The sequence below is a fragment of the Streptomyces sp. NPDC002513 genome, assembly GCF_053595355.1.
This window is the reverse complement of the sequence record NZ_JBSFXK010000011.1, coordinates 96,246-112,442: the sequence shown is the minus strand read 5'-3', so window position 1 is coordinate 112,442 and position 16,197 is coordinate 96,246. Positions and strand designations below refer to the sequence as shown.

Annotated in this window: 15 protein-coding genes; 6 read left to right on the top strand and 9 right to left on the bottom strand. The window is 70.1% G+C overall.

The window, feature by feature from the left end:
* Nucleotides 1-72: 72 nt before the first annotated feature.
* Nucleotides 73-777 carry a response regulator gene (locus tag ACWD5Q_RS10770; protein WP_451426677.1) on the bottom strand — a complete coding sequence of 235 codons (705 nt, stop codon included), beginning with the start codon at nt 775-777 and terminating at the stop codon, nt 73-75.
* Nucleotides 774-2,033: a sensor histidine kinase gene (locus tag ACWD5Q_RS10765; RefSeq protein WP_451426676.1), complete on the bottom strand. Its 1,260-nt coding sequence runs from the start codon at nt 2,031-2,033 to the stop codon at nt 774-776. The genes ACWD5Q_RS10770 and ACWD5Q_RS10765 overlap by 4 nt, the downstream gene beginning before the upstream one ends.
* A 286-nt stretch (nt 2,034-2,319) precedes the next feature.
* On the opposite strand from ACWD5Q_RS10765, the gene ACWD5Q_RS10760 reads away from it, so the two are divergent.
* Both ACWD5Q_RS10760 and ACWD5Q_RS10755 read left to right on the top strand, forming a co-directional pair.
* A complete protein-coding gene (locus ACWD5Q_RS10760) occupies nt 2,320-2,895 on the top strand; it encodes a GlcG/HbpS family heme-binding protein (RefSeq protein WP_451426675.1) in 576 nt (191 codons plus the stop codon).
* A gap of 163 nt (nt 2,896-3,058) precedes the next feature.
* On the top strand, nt 3,059-3,709 hold the full coding sequence (locus ACWD5Q_RS10755) for an ankyrin repeat domain-containing protein (RefSeq protein WP_451426674.1): 651 nt from the start codon (nt 3,059-3,061) through the stop codon (nt 3,707-3,709).
* Nucleotides 3,710-3,788: 79 nt separating this feature from the next.
* Here the strand turns inward: ACWD5Q_RS10755 and ACWD5Q_RS10750 are convergent, their stop codons facing one another.
* On the bottom strand, nt 3,789-4,274 hold the full coding sequence (locus ACWD5Q_RS10750; protein WP_451426673.1) for a carboxymuconolactone decarboxylase family protein: 486 nt from the start codon (nt 4,272-4,274) through the stop codon (nt 3,789-3,791).
* A gap of 173 nt (nt 4,275-4,447) precedes the next feature.
* On the opposite strand from ACWD5Q_RS10750, the gene ACWD5Q_RS10745 reads away from it, so the two are divergent.
* Nucleotides 4,448-5,386, top strand: coding sequence for an RNA polymerase sigma-70 factor (locus ACWD5Q_RS10745; protein ID WP_451426672.1), 939 nt, complete (start codon nt 4,448-4,450; stop codon nt 5,384-5,386).
* Nucleotides 5,387-5,642: 256 nt separating this feature from the next.
* Complete coding sequence (locus ACWD5Q_RS10740; RefSeq protein WP_451426671.1) at nt 5,643-6,380, top strand: class I SAM-dependent methyltransferase; 738 nt, start codon at nt 5,643-5,645, stop codon at nt 6,378-6,380.
* A gap of 63 nt (nt 6,381-6,443) precedes the next feature.
* Here ACWD5Q_RS10740 and ACWD5Q_RS10735 read toward each other — a convergent pair whose 3' ends face one another.
* The 6 genes from ACWD5Q_RS10735 to ACWD5Q_RS10710 all read right to left on the bottom strand — a co-directional run bounded on the left by ACWD5Q_RS10735 (nt 6,444) and on the right by ACWD5Q_RS10710 (nt 13,737).
* On the bottom strand, nt 6,444-7,697 hold the full coding sequence (locus ACWD5Q_RS10735; RefSeq protein WP_451426670.1) for a PP2C family protein-serine/threonine phosphatase: 1,254 nt from the start codon (nt 7,695-7,697) through the stop codon (nt 6,444-6,446).
* A 403-nt stretch (nt 7,698-8,100) separates the two neighbouring features.
* On the bottom strand, nt 8,101-9,090 hold the full coding sequence (locus ACWD5Q_RS10730; protein WP_451426669.1) for a GlxA family transcriptional regulator: 990 nt from the start codon (nt 9,088-9,090) through the stop codon (nt 8,101-8,103).
* Nucleotides 9,091-9,098: 8 nt separating this feature from the next.
* Nucleotides 9,099-9,746, bottom strand: a complete 648-nt coding sequence (locus tag ACWD5Q_RS10725) for an HD domain-containing protein (RefSeq protein WP_451426668.1) — start codon at nt 9,744-9,746, stop codon at nt 9,099-9,101.
* A 195-nt stretch (nt 9,747-9,941) separates the two neighbouring features.
* Entirely contained in the window at nt 9,942-10,895 is a 954-nt protein-coding gene (locus ACWD5Q_RS10720) for a DUF5996 family protein (protein WP_451426667.1), read from the bottom strand.
* Nucleotides 10,896-11,314: 419 nt separating this feature from the next.
* The gene (locus ACWD5Q_RS10715) at nt 11,315-12,349 is read right to left on the bottom strand and encodes a Gfo/Idh/MocA family protein (protein WP_451426666.1); all 1,035 of its coding nucleotides are present in this window, start codon (nt 12,347-12,349) and stop codon (nt 11,315-11,317) included.
* A gap of 137 nt (nt 12,350-12,486) precedes the next feature.
* The gene (locus ACWD5Q_RS10710; protein WP_451426665.1) at nt 12,487-13,737 is read right to left on the bottom strand and encodes an MFS transporter; all 1,251 of its coding nucleotides are present in this window, start codon (nt 13,735-13,737) and stop codon (nt 12,487-12,489) included.
* Nucleotides 13,738-13,837: 100 nt separating this feature from the next.
* Between ACWD5Q_RS10710 and ACWD5Q_RS10705 the strand changes: the two genes are divergently transcribed.
* Nucleotides 13,838-14,374 carry an ArsR/SmtB family transcription factor gene (locus ACWD5Q_RS10705; RefSeq protein ID WP_451426664.1) on the top strand — a complete coding sequence of 179 codons (537 nt, stop codon included), beginning with the start codon at nt 13,838-13,840 and terminating at the stop codon, nt 14,372-14,374.
* 591 nt (nt 14,375-14,965) lie between these two features.
* Nucleotides 14,966-15,904, top strand: coding sequence for a MerR family transcriptional regulator (locus tag ACWD5Q_RS10700; RefSeq protein WP_451426663.1), 939 nt, complete (start codon nt 14,966-14,968; stop codon nt 15,902-15,904).
* Nucleotides 15,905-16,197: the final 293 nt, after the last annotated feature.

Genomic DNA, 16,197 nt, shown 5'->3' with positions numbered 1-16,197 from the left:
CTGCCCGGCCCGGCCGCTGCGGGGTCTGCCCCATGACAGTGGACGCCGTTTTCGGGCACGGCCTGCCCGCGGTCACGGCAGGAGGCGCTGTTCCTTTGCCACGGCTACGGCGCCGGCGCGCGTGTCGACACCGAGTTTGGCGTAGATGCGGCCCAGGTGGGTCTTGACCGTGGCCTCGCTGAGGAAGAGGGCCTTGGCGATGTCGCGGTTGGAGATGCCGCGCGCCAACTGGCCGAGGATGTCCCGCTCGCGGGGGGTGAGGGTGGGACGGGGGCTGCGCATGTGGGCCATGACGCGGTGGGCGACGGGTGCGGACAGGGCGGTGCGGCCGGCTGCGGCACTGTGGACTGCGGCGAAGAGTTCTTCGGGCCGTTCGGCCTTGAGCAGATACCCGGTGGCACCTGCCTCGACGGCTCGGGTGACGTCGGCATCGGTGTCGTACGTGGTCAGGACGAGGACGTGCACCGCGCCGCCGGAGTCGGCGGTGATGCGGCGGGTGGCCTGGATGCCGTCCATGCCGGCGCCGAGCTGCAGGTCCATGAGGACGACGTCGGGGGCGAGCTTGGCGGCGAGCGCGACGGCCTCGTCGCCGTTGCCGGCCTCGCCGACCACCTCGATGCCGGGGGCGCTGCCGAGCAGGGCGAGCAGTCCGGCGCGGACCACGGCGTGGTCGTCGCACAGCAGGACGCGGACGGCGATCGGGGGGCGGCCGGGGCGCGGGGCGCCGGCGGTGGCGGGCTCGGGCCGCGCGGGTTCGGTGGGGTCGGTGCGGGTCACGGTGCCTCTCCGGGGGCGGGGTGAAGTGCGACGGAAGCGGAGACGACGCTGCCGTCTCCGGGCGCGGACTCGATGGTGAGGGTTCCGCCGAGCTGGCGCACTCTGGCACGGATCGCGGGCAGGCCGTGGCCGCGGACCCCGGTGGCACGCTCGGGCAGGGCGGTCGCCTCGAAGCCCCGGCCGTCGTCGGCGATGTCCAGGCGGACCTGGTCGTCGAGGTAGGTGAGGGTGAGGGCGCAGTGGGTGGCGCCTGCGTGCTCCCTCACGTTGGCGAGGGCACCCTGCGCGACGCGCAGCAGCGCGGACTGGACGCCGTCGGGCAAGGGCTGCGGTCCAGGGCTGCCTTCGATGTGGCAGCCCACGGTGCACTCGTCGGTCGTCTCCCGGGAGGCCAGTGTGCGCAGTGCGGCCTCCAGGCCGCCGCTTTCGGCGAGGTCGGCGGGGGCGAGGTCGTGGACGAAGCGGCGGGCCTCGGCGAGGCTGCGTTCGGCGATCGTGGCGGCGGTGCCCACGTGGTCCCGGGCACGCTGCGGGTCGGCGTCCCACAGCCTGTCGGCGGCCTGGAGCAGCATGTGCTGGCTGGACAGGCTCTGGGCGAGGGTGTCGTGGATCTCCATGGACAGCCGCTGGCGTTCGGCGAGGACGCCTTCGCGGCGCTCGGTGGCGGCCAGTTCGCGGCGTGCGCGGATCAGATCACGGATCAGGGCCGCTTGACGGGTCGTCTGGCGGTCCATGTGGGCGAAGACCGCAGTGGCCAGAGCGGCGACCGCGGGTGGGCCGACCACCAGGTCCAGGTCGAAGCGGTGGGCCAGGCGCAGCTGCGCGAAGATCACCAACACGGTGAACAGTGCCACGAGGAGTGTGGCGGCCGGCGGCGGCAGGGTGCGCAGCGCGGTGTAGAACAGCGGAACAGCGCACCAGGAGAAGCTGGGCGCCAGGGTGACCAGCACGACCCAGACCGCGACCAGCGCGCACAACCACAGCAGGCGCGGCCCCGTGGGCCGGCCCGGGCCCGCGGACAGGAGTGCCGGGGGCGCGAGGGGGTCCGGGCTGGACGTGGCGCGCCGGCCGAGGGCCGGGCCGAGGACGTACAGCAGTGCGAGAGCACAGGCCAGCGCGAGGACAGCCGGTGTCGGCGCCTGGGTGCCGTGCCGCTGCACGTAGCGGATCGCGGCGGCGCCCAGCAGCAGGAAGAACACCGCGTGGATGACAAGCGCGAGCCGGCGGGAGCCACGCTCGACAGCGGGGGGCGGCATCAGTGATCCTTTCCGGCCGGGGCCGTCGGGGGTGTCTCCGTCCGCTCGGCTGCCCGGGTGTTCCGCATCCCGGCCGAGCTTCCTGAGCTGGGCAAACACCTCCATTGTGACCCAGCGGGAGTGGGCGCGGGTCAACCGATCGGATGACGGGACCGTCCTCCGTCCCGCGCGCCGGTGCGAGCCGGGACGCTGACGGTTCGGCGGGGGAAACGGACGGAGGCTGGGAGCACAGCGCACAACGGCGCTGGTCCATCCGGCATCTGTTCATCACAGGGAGTTGCCCGTCATGCAGCACAAGGCCAGGAAGTTCTCCACCCGTGCCAAGGTCGTCACCGCCGCCGCGGGGTGCGCGATCATCGGGACCGGCGTGATCGGCGCGGTGTCCGCCTCCGCCCAGCCCGGTGCCGCCGCCCCGGCGCAGGCGGTGCAGGCCACGGTGAAGGACAACGCCACGACCGCAACCGATCACCTCACCATCGACGCCGCCACCCGTGCCGCCCAGGCCGCGCTGGACGCAGCGCACAAGAGCGGCCAGCGGGTGAGCGTCGCGGTGGTGGACCGCAACGGCAACACCCTCGTGACCCTGCGCGGTGACGGAGCCGGCCCGCAGTCCTACGAATCCGCGATCAAGAAGGCCTTCACCTCGGTCTCCTGGAACGCGCCCACCTCGGAGCTGGCCAAGCGCCTGCAGAACGCCCCGACTCTCAAGGACATCCCGGGCACGCTGTTCCTGGCGGGTGGCGCCCCGGTCGACCACCGCGACGCGCCGATCGCGGGCATCGGTGTCGCGGGCGCACCGTCCGGTGACCTGGACGAGCAGTTCGCGCAGGCCGGTGTCGCCGCGATCAGCAACGCCCGCTGACCCGTCCGCCGGGACCGTTGACATGCCTGCCGGGCGGTCCCGGCGGGCACCGTCGGCATGTGGCGCTCCCCCTCGGGTGCGCCACCGCTCCCACCTGGCAGCCTGGCTTGTACGCGGCCGTGCCGCCCTGCTGCCCGCCCTCGCTCTCCAAAGGAGCTTCGCCATGACCGACACGTCTTCGTCCCCGGCCGACCGCACCCTGCTGGACGCCGCACGACGCGGCGACGTGGATGCGGTCCGCGCGGCGCTGGCGGCGGGGGCCGACATCCAGGCGCGCGATGCGGACGGCCGCACCGCTGTACTGGTGGCCGCTCTCGCCGACCAGGTGGCGGTGGCCCGCGAGCTGGTGGCCGCTGGTGCGGACGTGAACGCGCAAGACGCGCGCCTGGACAGCGCGTGGCTGGTCACCGGGGTCACCGGCAGCGTGCCGATGATGCGTGCGCTGCTGCCGGCAGGCCCGGACGTGACGCTGACCAACCGCTTCGGCGGGGTATCGGTGATCCCGGCGAGCGAGCGCGGTCATGTCGAGTATGTGCGGGCCGTACTGGCCGAGACGGACATCGACGTCAATCACGTCAACCAGCTCGGCTGGACAGCGTTGCTGGAGGCGGTCATCCTCGGCGACGGCGGCCGCACGCACCAGGAGGTGGTGGAGATCCTGCTCGCCGCCGGTGCCGACCCGCTGTTGCCGGACGGCGACGGCATCACTGCCCGCGCCCATGCCGAGCGCCGCGGATTCCGCGCGATCACCGACGCATTGCGCGATGCCGAAACACAGGCCGCCGCCGCCGACGACAGGGAGACCGGACGGTGATGTGTTGTCATCAGGTGGCGACATGCGCGGGCCCGGCCCGGATCGAATGATCCCGGGCCGGGCCGGGTTCGTCCGCCGATCAGTTGAGCGCGGCGGCGAACATGCCGGGCTCGTAGGAACCCCCCTTCTGGTGCACGATCACGGCGAGCCGGTTGGCCGCGTTGATCAGGGCGACCAGAGAGACCAGCGCGGCGATCTGGTCGTCGTCGTAGTGCTTGCGTACCTCGGCCCAGGTCTCGTCGGACACGCCTTGGTAGGCGTCGGCCAGCCGGGTGCCCTCTTCGGCGAGCGCCAGGGCGGCCCGCTCGGCCTCGGTGAACACGGTGGACTCGCGCCAGGCGGCGACCAGGTTGAGCCGGACCGCGGTTTCACCGGCCGCTGTGGCCTCCTTGGTGTGCATGTCGATGCACCAACCGCAGCCGTTGATCTGGCTGGCGCGCAGCGACACCAACTCCTGCGTGGACATCGGCAGCGGCGACTGCTGGATCACCAGGCCGGCGTTGGCGAACCGCTTGGTGAACTTGGCGGCGATCTCGTTGTCGAACAAGTTGAATCGGGCGTCCATGGCCTCGTCCTCACTCGTGGTGATGCACTGAACGAACACAAGATGCCGACGGCCCGCTCCTTGTGACGGGGTGCTCGTGTGACGTGCGCCACTGCTTGTGGGTGTCACAAAGCTGCGGTGACCGGCGTCTTGTGCGCGTGGCAGCGTCGAAAGCGAACAGACAGGAGCAGCCGGTGAAGGACGAGCGCAGCGAGCGCGCAGGGGACACGGCCGGGCAACTCACCGGCGGCGAACGCACGGACCCCGCCACCGAGGCGTTCGTCGCCCATCGCAACCTGTTGTTCACCGTCGCCTACGAGATGCTCGGCTCGGCCGCCGACGCCGAAGACGTCCTGCAGGAGACCTGGTTGCGGTGGGCGGGCGTCGACCTCGGCACGGTGCGGGATCAGCGTGCGTACCTGGTCCGGATCGCCACGCGCCAGGCGCTGAGCCGGCTGCGCACACTCGGCCGCCGCAGGGAGTCCTACGTCGGTCCGTGGCTGCCCGCGCCGCTGCTGACCGCGCCGGACGTGGCCGAGGACGTCGAGCTGGCCGACAGCGTCTCGATGGCGATGCTCCTGGTGCTGGAGACGCTCACGCCGACCGAGCGGGCGGTGTTCGTGCTGCGTGAGGTGTTCGAACTGGAGTATGACGAGATCGCGGAAGCCGTCGACAAGCGCCCGGCCGCGGTCCGCCAGATCGCGCACCGGGCACGGTCACACGTCGCGGCGCGTCGGCCGCGCGGGGTCGTTTCCCGGACCGAGACCCAAGACGCGCTCGATGCGTTCCATCGGGCGGCCGAAACGGGCGATCTTCAGAACCTGCTCGACATCCTGGCGCCCGACGTCGTCTTCCTGGGTGACGGCGGCGGGGTCAAGCAGGCCGTCCCGCGGCCCGTCGTGGGGGCCGACAAGGTGGCCCGCCTGCTGGCCGCCGGGCTGGGCAGGATCGCCGCGGCGTCGCTGCGGCCGGCACAGGTCAATGGCTACCCGGCGCTGGTTCTCCGGCTCGACGGCGCGATCGACACCGTGATCGCTGTGCGTATCGACGACGGCCTCATCACCGGTCTCTACGCCGTACGCAATCCCGAGAAACTGTCGCACATGCAGCGGGAGACCGCCCTGCGCCGCTGAGCCCGGGGTTGCCGCCCGGAGAGGCATGAGGGCGTGTCCGGTGGATCAGCGAAAAACTTGGGCCAGCGCGGCTGGGAGTGCCCCCGTGATGGCCTTCGGTGGGTGCTTGGGCAGTGCACCACCCACGTTGTGAGCGGGCTCGCCGCTGCCTTCGCCCGAGCCCCTCACACGGTCGTCCGGAGCATCCGACCACACCATCTGATCTGGGCTTTTGCGGCAGCCGGGCCTACGATCAGCGGACAGGGAAGGGGGACGGATGGACCGGAACATCCGCACGGTGGACGATGTGCTCAAGCTCCTGGACAGCTTGTTCGCGCCGGAGGCCGACCGCTGGACAGCAGAAGCGGCCTCCTGGTGGGACAGCTTCTACGCGGACCGCTCCAAGCCCGTGCCGTTCTTCGTGGCGAAGCCGGACGAAAACCTGGTCTCCTACCTCGAACGCGGGCTGATCCCCGTCGGTCGCGCTCTCGACTTGGGGTGCGGTCCGGGCCGCAACGCGCTCCACCTCGCCTCATCGGACTTCGAGGTGGACGCCGTCGACCTCTCCCCCGCGGCCATCGCGTGGGCCGAGGACCGCGCCCGTGAGGCGGGGATCGAGGTTGGATTCCACTGCGGCGACGCGTTCCAGCTTGTCGGCACCGAGCTCACCGGCCCGTACGACCTGATCTACGACTCCGGTTGCTTCCATCATCTGCCGCCGCACCGTCGCATCAGCTACCTCGCTCTGCTCGACCGGGCTCTTGCGCCCGGCGGGCAGCTGGCCCTCACCTGTTTCGCAGCCGGCGAGATGGGTTCCGAACTCGGCGACACCGACTACTACCGCACGTCCCGCCTCCACGGCGGCCTCGCCTACACCCCAAAGTCCCTGCGCTGGATCTTCTCCGATCTGGCGGAGGTTGAACTCCGCCGCATGCACCACGAGCCGCCCGAGTCCCGGCGCTTCGGTGAATCCTTCCTGTGGACGGCCCTGTTCCGCCGTACCGCCCAGCCATAGCTGGAATGCGTCACCGCCTCTCCAGCGCGAGACATCCGTGCACGCGCGACGCCTACCGAGGCGTCAGGCTGCCGTAGCCGTGTCGGAGTTCCTGAGGGCGAGCACCGCGACATCGTCGTGGTAACCGGTCTCGAGCCGGATGAGCAGGCTGTCGCAGAACGCGTCGAGGGGGCAGGCAGCCAGGGCGCTTGCCTGCTGCCGCAGGCGGGTCAGGCCACGGCCGATGTCCTCGCCGGGACGCTCGATCAGCCCGTCGGTGTACAGCAGCACGGTGGCGCCGGGTGGCACGACGATGTGTGCGTCCGTCCTCCGGGACGGCGGGTCCAGACCGAGGATCGGGGCGTGTCCGTCTTCCAGGAGACAAGTGGTCCCGTCAGGCAGGGTGAGCAGGGGCGGCGGGTGACCGGCGTTGGTCCACGACAGCGGCCAGCCGGCAGCACCGGGGGCGTGGAGCTTGGCGATCACGGCTGTCACCAGTTCGATGGAGGTCATCCCCTGCATGACGCGGTCCAGTCGGCACATCACCCCGGCCGGTGTGTCGCCGCTGTCGTAGGCCAGAGCCCGGAGCATGTTGCGCAGTTGCCCCATGCGGACGGCCGCCGTGAGGTCGTGGCCCATCACATCGCCGATCACGAGAACGGTCGATGGGCCGGGCAGCGCAAAGGCGTCGTACCAGTCGCCGCCGACTTCGGCGCCTGCTCGGGCAGGGGCGTACCGCGCAGTCAGCCACAGGCCGTGCAGGCCGGACAGGTCCGGCAGAAGAGAGCGTTGGAGCTGTTCGGCGGTGTTGCGCTGGAAGGCGTACAGTCGGGCGTTCTCCAGCGCCAGCCCGGCGCGGCGGCCGATATCGGTGGCCAGTTGCTGGTCCTCCGCCCCGAAGGGAACTCTGGGAGGACGGATCAGGGTGAGTGCGCCGAGGGTCTCGCTACGGGCCCGCAGCGGGACGACAAGAACGGATCCGGCGTCCAGGACGCGGTACAGGTGCTGCTGGACGCTCCCCGGTGATCCCGGCACCCGGCTGCGCGCCGGGCCCTCGAAGGTCACGGGGCCTGCACCGCGCAGCACCCGGCCCAGCGGGTCGGCTGAGTCGGCCAGGCCGGGAATCGGCCCTTCCGGCAGTGCGCGCACGGCGCGGTCCGGGTCGCGGTGCGTGACGGCGATGCGCCGCACGCGGTCTCCGTCCAGGAGATCCACCACACAGGCGTCGGCGAACTGCGGCACCAGGCGACGGGACAGCCGGCGCAGAGCCTCCTCGGCGTCAAGGTCAAGACTGCTGGCCAGAATGACACCGATGTCGGCCAGGAGACGTAGCGTCATGGATCCGCCGCCTTGAGGGGCGGGCCCGGTTGCCGATGATGCCTCGTTCATCGCCACGGCCTCGATTGCAGATCGCGAAACTGGTGTCACCTCGCTGCGCCGGAGCAAAAGTCACGGACAGTACCCGCACAGTCACGGCGGATCGGCATGCCGGCCGTGTCCCGTCCAGGCACCAGCCGGTCGGTTCCGCAGCCTGGGCAGCGGTTACGGACGCGCATCGCACGTTCGTAGCAGCTCCGGCGGCATAGGGACCGCCCGAGCCGATCCGCGGCCTCCGAGGCCCGGCGCCCGCGGCATGCCCAGCCGCGGACGTCGCTACGTTCATGTTATTCGGCCCTATCGGTGCACCGTCGGCGTTGCACACAGGCAGCCGGGGACGTTCCACTGCGAGGGATGCGGGTCCTCAGGCCGCGACGACGCGGCGGCTGCCCTCGGTGCTCTGGAAGCGGGCACGGTACGCGGTCGGAGAGACGCCCAGGGTGTGCTGAAAGGCCCGGCGCAGCGACTCCGAGGAGCCGAATCCCGCCTGCTGCGCCACCTCCTCCACCGTGTCACTGCCCTTCTCCAGGAGAACCTGGGCGGCCTCCATCCGCACGGATTCGACATACTGCCCAGGAGACATGCCGATCTCGGTACGGAAGAGCCGCCCCAGATGCCGTGCGCTCACACCTCCCACAGCGGCCAGGGAATCGAGTGTGTGCCCGGCCGAGGGGTCGGCGCCGACATGGTCCATCACGCGTCTGACCGCCGTGTGCCGCGGCTGGCCCGGAACCAGCCGGGCGCTGAACTGCGCCTGCCCGCCGGGCCTGGCCATGAAGACGACCAGTTGCCTGGCCACGTTGCGGGCCACGTCGGCTCCCCAGTCCTCTTCGACCAGGGAGAGCGCGAGATCGATGCCCGCGGTGACCCCGGCCGACGTGACGACATGGCCGTCGCGGACGAAGACGGGCTCGCGTTCCACCTGTACCCCTGGGAAGGCCACCGCCAGGTCCGGCGCAAGCTCCCAGTGTGTAGCGACGCGCCGACCGTCCAGCAATCCCGTCGCGGCGAGAACGAACGCCCCCGCACAGACGGAGGTCACCCGCTCGGCCCGACCGGTCAGGTGCGTGACCGACTCCACCAGGTCCGTGTCACTGACAGCGGCCCGCCAGTCCCTCCTCCCGGGGACCAGCAGGGTGCCGATCCGACGGGGAAGGGAGGACAGCGAGCCGTTGACGCCGATGGTCAGTCCCGACGAGGTGACGACATCGGCGCCGGTGGGCGAGACGACTCGGACGTCGTAGTCCGCACCGTAGCGTTGGGCGGTCGTGAAGACCTCGACCGGGCCGGTGACATCAAGGAGCTGGACGTCGTCGAAGGCGACGACCGCGACCGTATGACTGCGGCGGGACACCGGCCGACCTACTCCTCCCACGGGGACTCGAGAATCGTACGAACGAAGTCGCCGCGCTGGAAGCCGGGGACGAAGTGCTCCAGAACGTCGGCCTTCACATTGCCGAACGTCGTCTCCGGCTTCGGACGGATGCCGTCCGTGAACGCCTTCAGGATCTGGCTCTTGAAGTCGGGGCGGGGGTGCAGGGCCACGATCTCGGCCCGCTCCGCCGCCGGGATCGCACCGTATCCGATGCCCAGGACGTCGTACTCCACCCCGGCGGTGACCAGAGCCACCTCCGGCTCCATGAACTCCGGAATCCCGGGCGTGGTGTGCAGGGCGATCGCCGTCCAGACCCGGCGCACACTGTCTTCCGGAACCCCGTGCGCCTGCAGGAACCGCTTCGCTTCCTCGGCGCTGTCCACTTCGAAGCGGCGGCCACTGGCGTGGAAGGGCTCGCTCAGGCCCACGTCGTGGAACATGGCTCCGAGATAGAGCAGCTCCGGATCGAAGCTCAGATCGCGGTTGCGCCCCTGCAGGCTGCCGAAGAAGTACACCCGGCGGGAGTGGTGGTAGACGAGGTCGCTCGTGGTGTCACGGATCAGCTCCGTCGCCTCGCGGGCCAGCTTCGTGCCCGGCACGTCCACGTTCGCCACCCTGGTGTCGTCGATCCCCATGGTGTCCGCCTTCCCTGTGTGTGCGGTCGCCGTCCCACCGGCGCTGTCCCTTCAGCCTGACGCCGGGGCCCGCAGCGCGCCATGGCGATCAGGACGTCCACCCCACAGATACCGACAGAGTCGGCGGAAGCCGTCTCGGGGGTGATGAACAGCGCCGCGGCGATCTGGAGGAACGGCGCAGGAGCGGACCGTCGTTCAGTGGCGCCGGCTCCGGGCGGGTATCGGCGGTGTCCTGCTCATGTACCAACCGTCGCACCGAGGACCGATGAGGTTGGACGGCCAGCCCGCCGTCTCGACGGCGGCGTCGTAGACGGCGTCACCGAACGCCACGATGGCCCCTCGCGGATCGGCTGTCTCCCTGAGCGTGGCCCACGGCAGAAGGACCAGACCGGCATCGGGATGCCAGGCCGCGCCGTCGACGCCCCAGGAACGGCCCTCAAGACCGTCCGGCTGGGGCCAGATATAACCGTACATACCCACGTGAGGCGCTTGGGGACTCCCGAAGGAGAATCCCACTGACACATATGCCTCGACCTGGCAGTTCTGCAGGAAAGCCGGGCGGTCCAAGGGGGGTTCGGTGGGCTGCGCGCGATACCGCGTGGCGGAGAGGTCGAAGCCGCCCCACATGACACCGACCCTGGGTCGGTGTCCTTCGTAAGGAGCCTGCCACGTCTCGAGCCCGTCGGCGGCACGGTTCAACGCTTCCCAGATGTGCCGGGCCGCATCGCGATCCCAGGGGCGTTCGACGTGATCGTCCTCGAAACGTGTCGGGGCATCGGGGATCTCGCAGAACAGCGAGCTGCCCGGTCTGCGTATGCCAAGTTCGGCTGCCGCGGCGCAGAACGACGCGTAGAACGCGGCGACGGATTCCGCGGGAAGTGCCAGGGTCCGCGAGCCCGTGTCGGCCTCGATGACCACGTCACCGTCGAGCAGGCGATAGTGCACGGTGAAGGTCACGTCCGGCTGCCTGAGCGTAGGCGTCCTGAGGCCCCGGGGAGTGACATCGAGGACGATGTTTCCCCAGCCTGCTTCGAACGGCTGGTCAAGGGTGTACTTGCCGCCGACCTGGACCAACCGGTTGACGTGGCCGACCATCGGTGCCAGGTCCGCATAGACCAGAGAGGGCCACGCATGGAGATGTTCGCTCAAGAGGGCCTCCCGGCGTGCCGGAGAATCAGCGGGAGGGGACGAAGGCCAGAGACATGCGGCTGCGCCCCCCATGCAGCAGCGGGTCGGTCCCGCACACCGCGGTCCGACCCCGTACACATTGTCGTACGCCGGTCAGGATCCCGCCAATCATCCTGTCTGTTCCATAGGACGGGCGTTTCCCTGCCCGGCCGGGAGCAGGATGCAGTGAATGACCGCCCGGCGTGCAGACCATGCGGGCAAAGCTGCCACGGCGAGCAGGGGGCGGAGCGCCTTCGCCGGCGGCGGCCGTCGGTCTGACGCCACGCGGCATCACCCGGTACGCGGGGCGGGTTCAGTACCGCCGGACGCCCGCGATGGGCCGGTGATCAACCCGGCCGGGGCGCCCGCCCCGCTGGCGTTGGCGTTGGCGGCCCAGGTGATCAGCGTCTCACCTTCGTCGCGCCGCGGAGCGGTAGCCCGCCGGCGCGGTAGATGCCGTCGAGGACGCCCATGGTCGCCACGGCGTCCCTGGCGGAGGTGATGACCGGCCCGCCGTCGAGCACCGCGGCGGCGAACGCCGCCAGTTGGCAGGCGTAGCTCGACGGGTTCCGAGGTACGCGCTCCCGCCGTACCACGTGTCCTCCCGAACTGCGCGGCGCGCGGATCGTCATCCGATGGTAGAGCTGGGGCATCACGAAGTTGGTCACGTTCAGTTCGCCGTCCGTTCCGACCGCGCGGGCCCGGATCGACACCACACGGCGCGACCACATCGACGCGCGGACGCGCCCGGTCGCCCCACTCGGGAAAGCGAGCTCGGCACTCATGGCGCGGTCGATGCGCGGGTCTCTGCGCAGCGTCATCATCCGTGCCGAGGTGACGGACGGATCGCCGCCGAGAAGTCGGGCGACATGTACCGCGTAGCAGCCGGCGTCCATCGTCGCGCCGCCCGCCAGCGTGTAGTCGTAGCGGATGTCGCTGAACCGAGGCAGGGGAAAACACACCTCGGCCTCGACGCGGTGCAGCTCCCCCAGTTCGCCGCTCGCCACGACCTCGCGCATCCGTTCGGCGAGCCGGTGGTAGCGGTAGTGGAAAGCCTCCATCACCACCAAGCCGCTGCGCGCGAAGGCGGCGTCGGCGGCGTCCGCGACACACTCGGCCTCGGCACGGTTGGCGGTGAACGGCTTCTCGCACAGCACGTGCTTACCGGCCTCGAGAGCTTTCAGTGTCCACTCGGCGTGCAACCCGTTGGGCAGGGGCACGTACACGGCGTCCACCCGGGGGTCGGCGAGCAGCGCGTCGTAGCCGGCGTGCACGACGGGGACGCCGTGCTTGCGGGCGAACGCCTCGGCGCGTGCCCGGTCGCGTGCCGCGACGGCGGTCACGGTGACACGCGGCGTCTGCCGCGCGGGCTTGATCAGCGCACTGGGCGCGATGGCGGCTGCCCCGAGCAGCCCGATCCGAAGGTCCCTCGACACGCGGACCAGTGTGCCAGCCCTGCCGCATCGTGTGGAACGGTCGAACGCAGGCGGAGAACGAGTGCTCGGCGCCGGTACCCGCAGCACGGGTCCGTCCGAGCGCGTGGCGATCCTGGGTTCTTCCGGCATCGTTCCTGCTACGCGGCGTCGGCTTCCTGCGTTTCATTGATCGGCTGTGTGCTGCTCCGTGCTGTGTCCCGCGTGGTGCGGCCGGAGACGACGAGCACGGCGGCCACGGCCACACCGCAGATGCCGGCGGCGAGAGTCTGCACACGGTAGTCGAGGGCGGCCACCATTCCCGTGCCGAGCAGCAGGGCGAGTCCGGTGGGCGCGTACATCAACGTGTTGGCGGTCGCCGCGACCCGGCCGAGCAACGCGGACGGACTTTCCCTCTGGACTGCTGTCAGCGCCGCGATGAGCGGGCAGGGCAGACCCAGACCGATCGCCACGCTGCCGCCGAGCACGATGGGCAGGGAGGTAGTCGCCCGCGCGAGCACGCCGACGGCGAAGAGGGCAAGTCCTGCCGCCGAGAATGCGCGCTCGGACATCCGGCGCATCAGCGCACCGGCTGCCAGCCCGCTGACGACCGATCCGAGCCCCTGAAGCGGCGTCAGTACGCCTGCGAAAGCCGGGGACCGGTGGAGCCCGGCGTCGAGCATCGCGTACGTGGCCGTGCTGCTCACACTGGACAGCACCATGGCCGCCCCACCGGTGACCACCAGCGAGCGCAGCACCGGGTGCCGCCACAGGTAGCGGGCGCCTTCAGCGGTCTGAGCCGTCCATGCCCGCCGGACGCGGGCTCCAGGCAAAGCCTCCTGTACCCGGATCAGCCTGAAGACAGCCGCGGCCAGGACGAAGGTGACCGCGTCCAGCATTGCCACCGTCGGCCCGCCGAACGCGGTGAACAGGCCTGCGCCGGCCAGCGGAGCGAGGAGCTTCATGCTCTCGATGGCGGTGCGTACCAGGCCGTTGAAGTCGCCGCGCAGTTCGTTCGGTACGACGCCGGCCACCAGGGCGGTCTCGGCCGCGTCGGTGAGAACCATGCCCGCTCCGACGACGGTCAGCACGGCGAACAGGAGCCAGATTTGTCCCTGCGAGCGCACGGCGAGTGGCGCGAGCATGACGACGGCCAGGGCCAGGTTGGTGGCGACCAGGAGCGAACGGCGGCGAAACCGGTCGGCCACCGTGCCGATCGCAGGTCCTGCGAAGGACGGTAGCCAGACGCAGAAGCCGACGAACGCGGCGAGGCTGTTGGAACCGGTGAGTGTCTTGACCCAGATCCCGGCGGCCAGCGACATGGCTGAGTCGCCGAAACCGGAGACGAGGACCCCGCCCAGATACAGTCCCGCGTTGCGGTCTCGTAAGACCTTGAGCATGTTCCCGCCCACGCCCTCCCCTTTCAGCGCACTCGATCGCGCCACCCTACCCCCAAGCATTTGCTTGGAGGTAGGGGTCGTAGCGGTGTCCGCGTGCGCTTTACTGGCTTGCGTGACCGATACCGACCCCGTACTGCGCGCGCTCGCCCATCCCTTGCGGCTCCGGATGCTCAGCCTTATGTGGCCCGGCCCTATGTCGGCCGCCGAACTCGCCCGCGAGCTGGACATTTCACACGCGCTGGCCAGCCAGCATCTGCGACGCCTGGACGCGGTGGGCCTGGTCGAGCTGGCGGAGGAACGCACCCGCCGCGGTGGCAGGGAGCGTCGCTACCGCACCGTCCACGGCACGCCGTTGTCGGACCAGCGCAATGGGACCACGATGCTGGCCGAGACCATGGCACACACCTTCCGGGAACGTGCCGGCCGCCGGCAAGAGGCGAGCGAGGGCGTGACCGTCGACGCCGAGCTGTGGGTGGCCCCCGAGGTTTGGCAGAACGTCCGACGGCGACTCGCCGAACTCGCCGCCGACCTCCACGAGGCCGCACAGCCGCCGCACGCGCCGGGCACCATCCCCCTGGGCGTCACCATCACGGCCTTCCCCCTTCAGGACGTAACGGGCCCAGACAGCGATCCCACGTCCCTCCGGTGATGTGCGCGTACGCCTGTACCCGCTCGATGGCATCGCACCCGTTCCGCCACACGCAGGCATTGGGTTTCCGGCTGCAAGAACGGGTGATCGTTGCCAGATGCGGCATCAGTCACCTCTGAACCACAGGTGTCTCCTCAGCCTCGCGACACACGCCTCGAGCATCTCAGCGAGGTCGAGCCGGCAGCCTTTTGGGGCTCATCAGCGGACTGCCAAGACGGGTCAGAGACCTGCAAAGACCAATAGCTGTAGTTCCTTTGAAGGGAACCGGTGTACGGAGATGACCCCTGGCCGCATGCTCGACGCTCGGCCTCCTCCACTGCGATGACGCGTTCCCGGACTGCTGACCAGTCCATCTGCGGGTTCACGGCTCTGCTGTCGACGGTAAGCACGGGCATTGGTGCCTGCCGCCGACATCCGACCTCCGTCTGGGCTGTGTTCGGAAGCTGCTCGTCTCCACCGTGATGGTGGAGGAGGAGCGGATGGGCTCGCCCTTCCACTTCTGCGAGCCCCGCGCGGCGTGGGAAGGGGTGGGGTGAGACGTCGAGGCGCAGACTTGAGTCTCCCGCGAGGGGAGACATGAAGGTGGGGGTCATGGACGGCGACACCCTTTACTCGATCGGTGAACTGGCCCGGCGCACCGGGCTGACGGTCAAGACGATCCGGTTCTACTCTGACTGCGGCATCGTGACACCGGCCGATCGCACCCCCGCCGGATACCGCCTCTACGGCCCGGATGCCGTCGCTCGTCTGGCCTTCGTACGGACGCTGCGCGAACTGGGCCTCGGCCTCGACGCGATCCGGCGTGTAGCGGATCAGGAACTCACGCTCAGCGAAGTCGCCGCGGAGCATGCCGCCGCCCTGAACGTACAGATCAGCGTCCTGCGTCTGCGGCGAGCGGTGCTGACCACCGCGGCCAGGCGCGAGCCCACCCCTGAGGAGATGGAACGTATGCATCAGCTGGCCACATTGTCCGAAGCCGGGAGGCGCCGGTTGATCGATGACTTCCTCGACGTCATCTTCGAAGGCCGTCATGGCCATTCCGGCCACGCTGCGGTCCGGCGTTCCATGACCCCCGAGCTACCCGACAACCCCACCGAGGAACAGGTCGCCGCATGGATGGAGCTGGCGGAGCTTTCCCAGGACCCTGGTTTTCGTGCCGGTATGCGGAGCTTGGTTGAAGACCATGCGGCCGAACTGCCCGACGGTGCCACCGCTCCGCCACGCCCGGACGTTGTGGCCGTCACCCGCGAACTTGTGGGAGCGGCCGTGGCATCCGGCATCAGCCCCGACTCGTCACAGGCCGATCCCATGGTCGTGGCACTCACTGCGGGGTGTGCGCTCGCCGTCGGCCGTCCCGACGACGCTCGGCTGCGGGGCTGGCTGTTGCACCGTCTGGAAAGCGCGAACGATCCGCGCAGGGACCGGTACTTCAGCCTGCTCGCTGTGATCAACTGCTGGCCGGCCCCGGAACCCCTGGCGCCGGTCATCGACTGGTCCGTCAAAGCCCTGAGGATGCGGACGGCCCGATGATGCGGCAGCGGCTCTCCCCGTGTTCTCGACAGGTTCTTGGGGGACCGCTCGGGCAGTGAGCCTTTCTCAGTAGGCACCCGTCACTCGTTGTGAACGCGATGCCGGCGATGCGACCCGCATGGTCCCACCGTTGGCGGCCGGCCTCACCGCCCGGCGGGCGCCCAACAGCACCCCTGACGTGGCCACGAGCGCCGGAGCCGACGAACCGCGCAGCGACCAGTCGCCATCAGCCCTTCGAGCAGCGTGGCTGCCGGCAAACGTGTCCGACTGAGTCGGCCAAGCACCCGGCCATC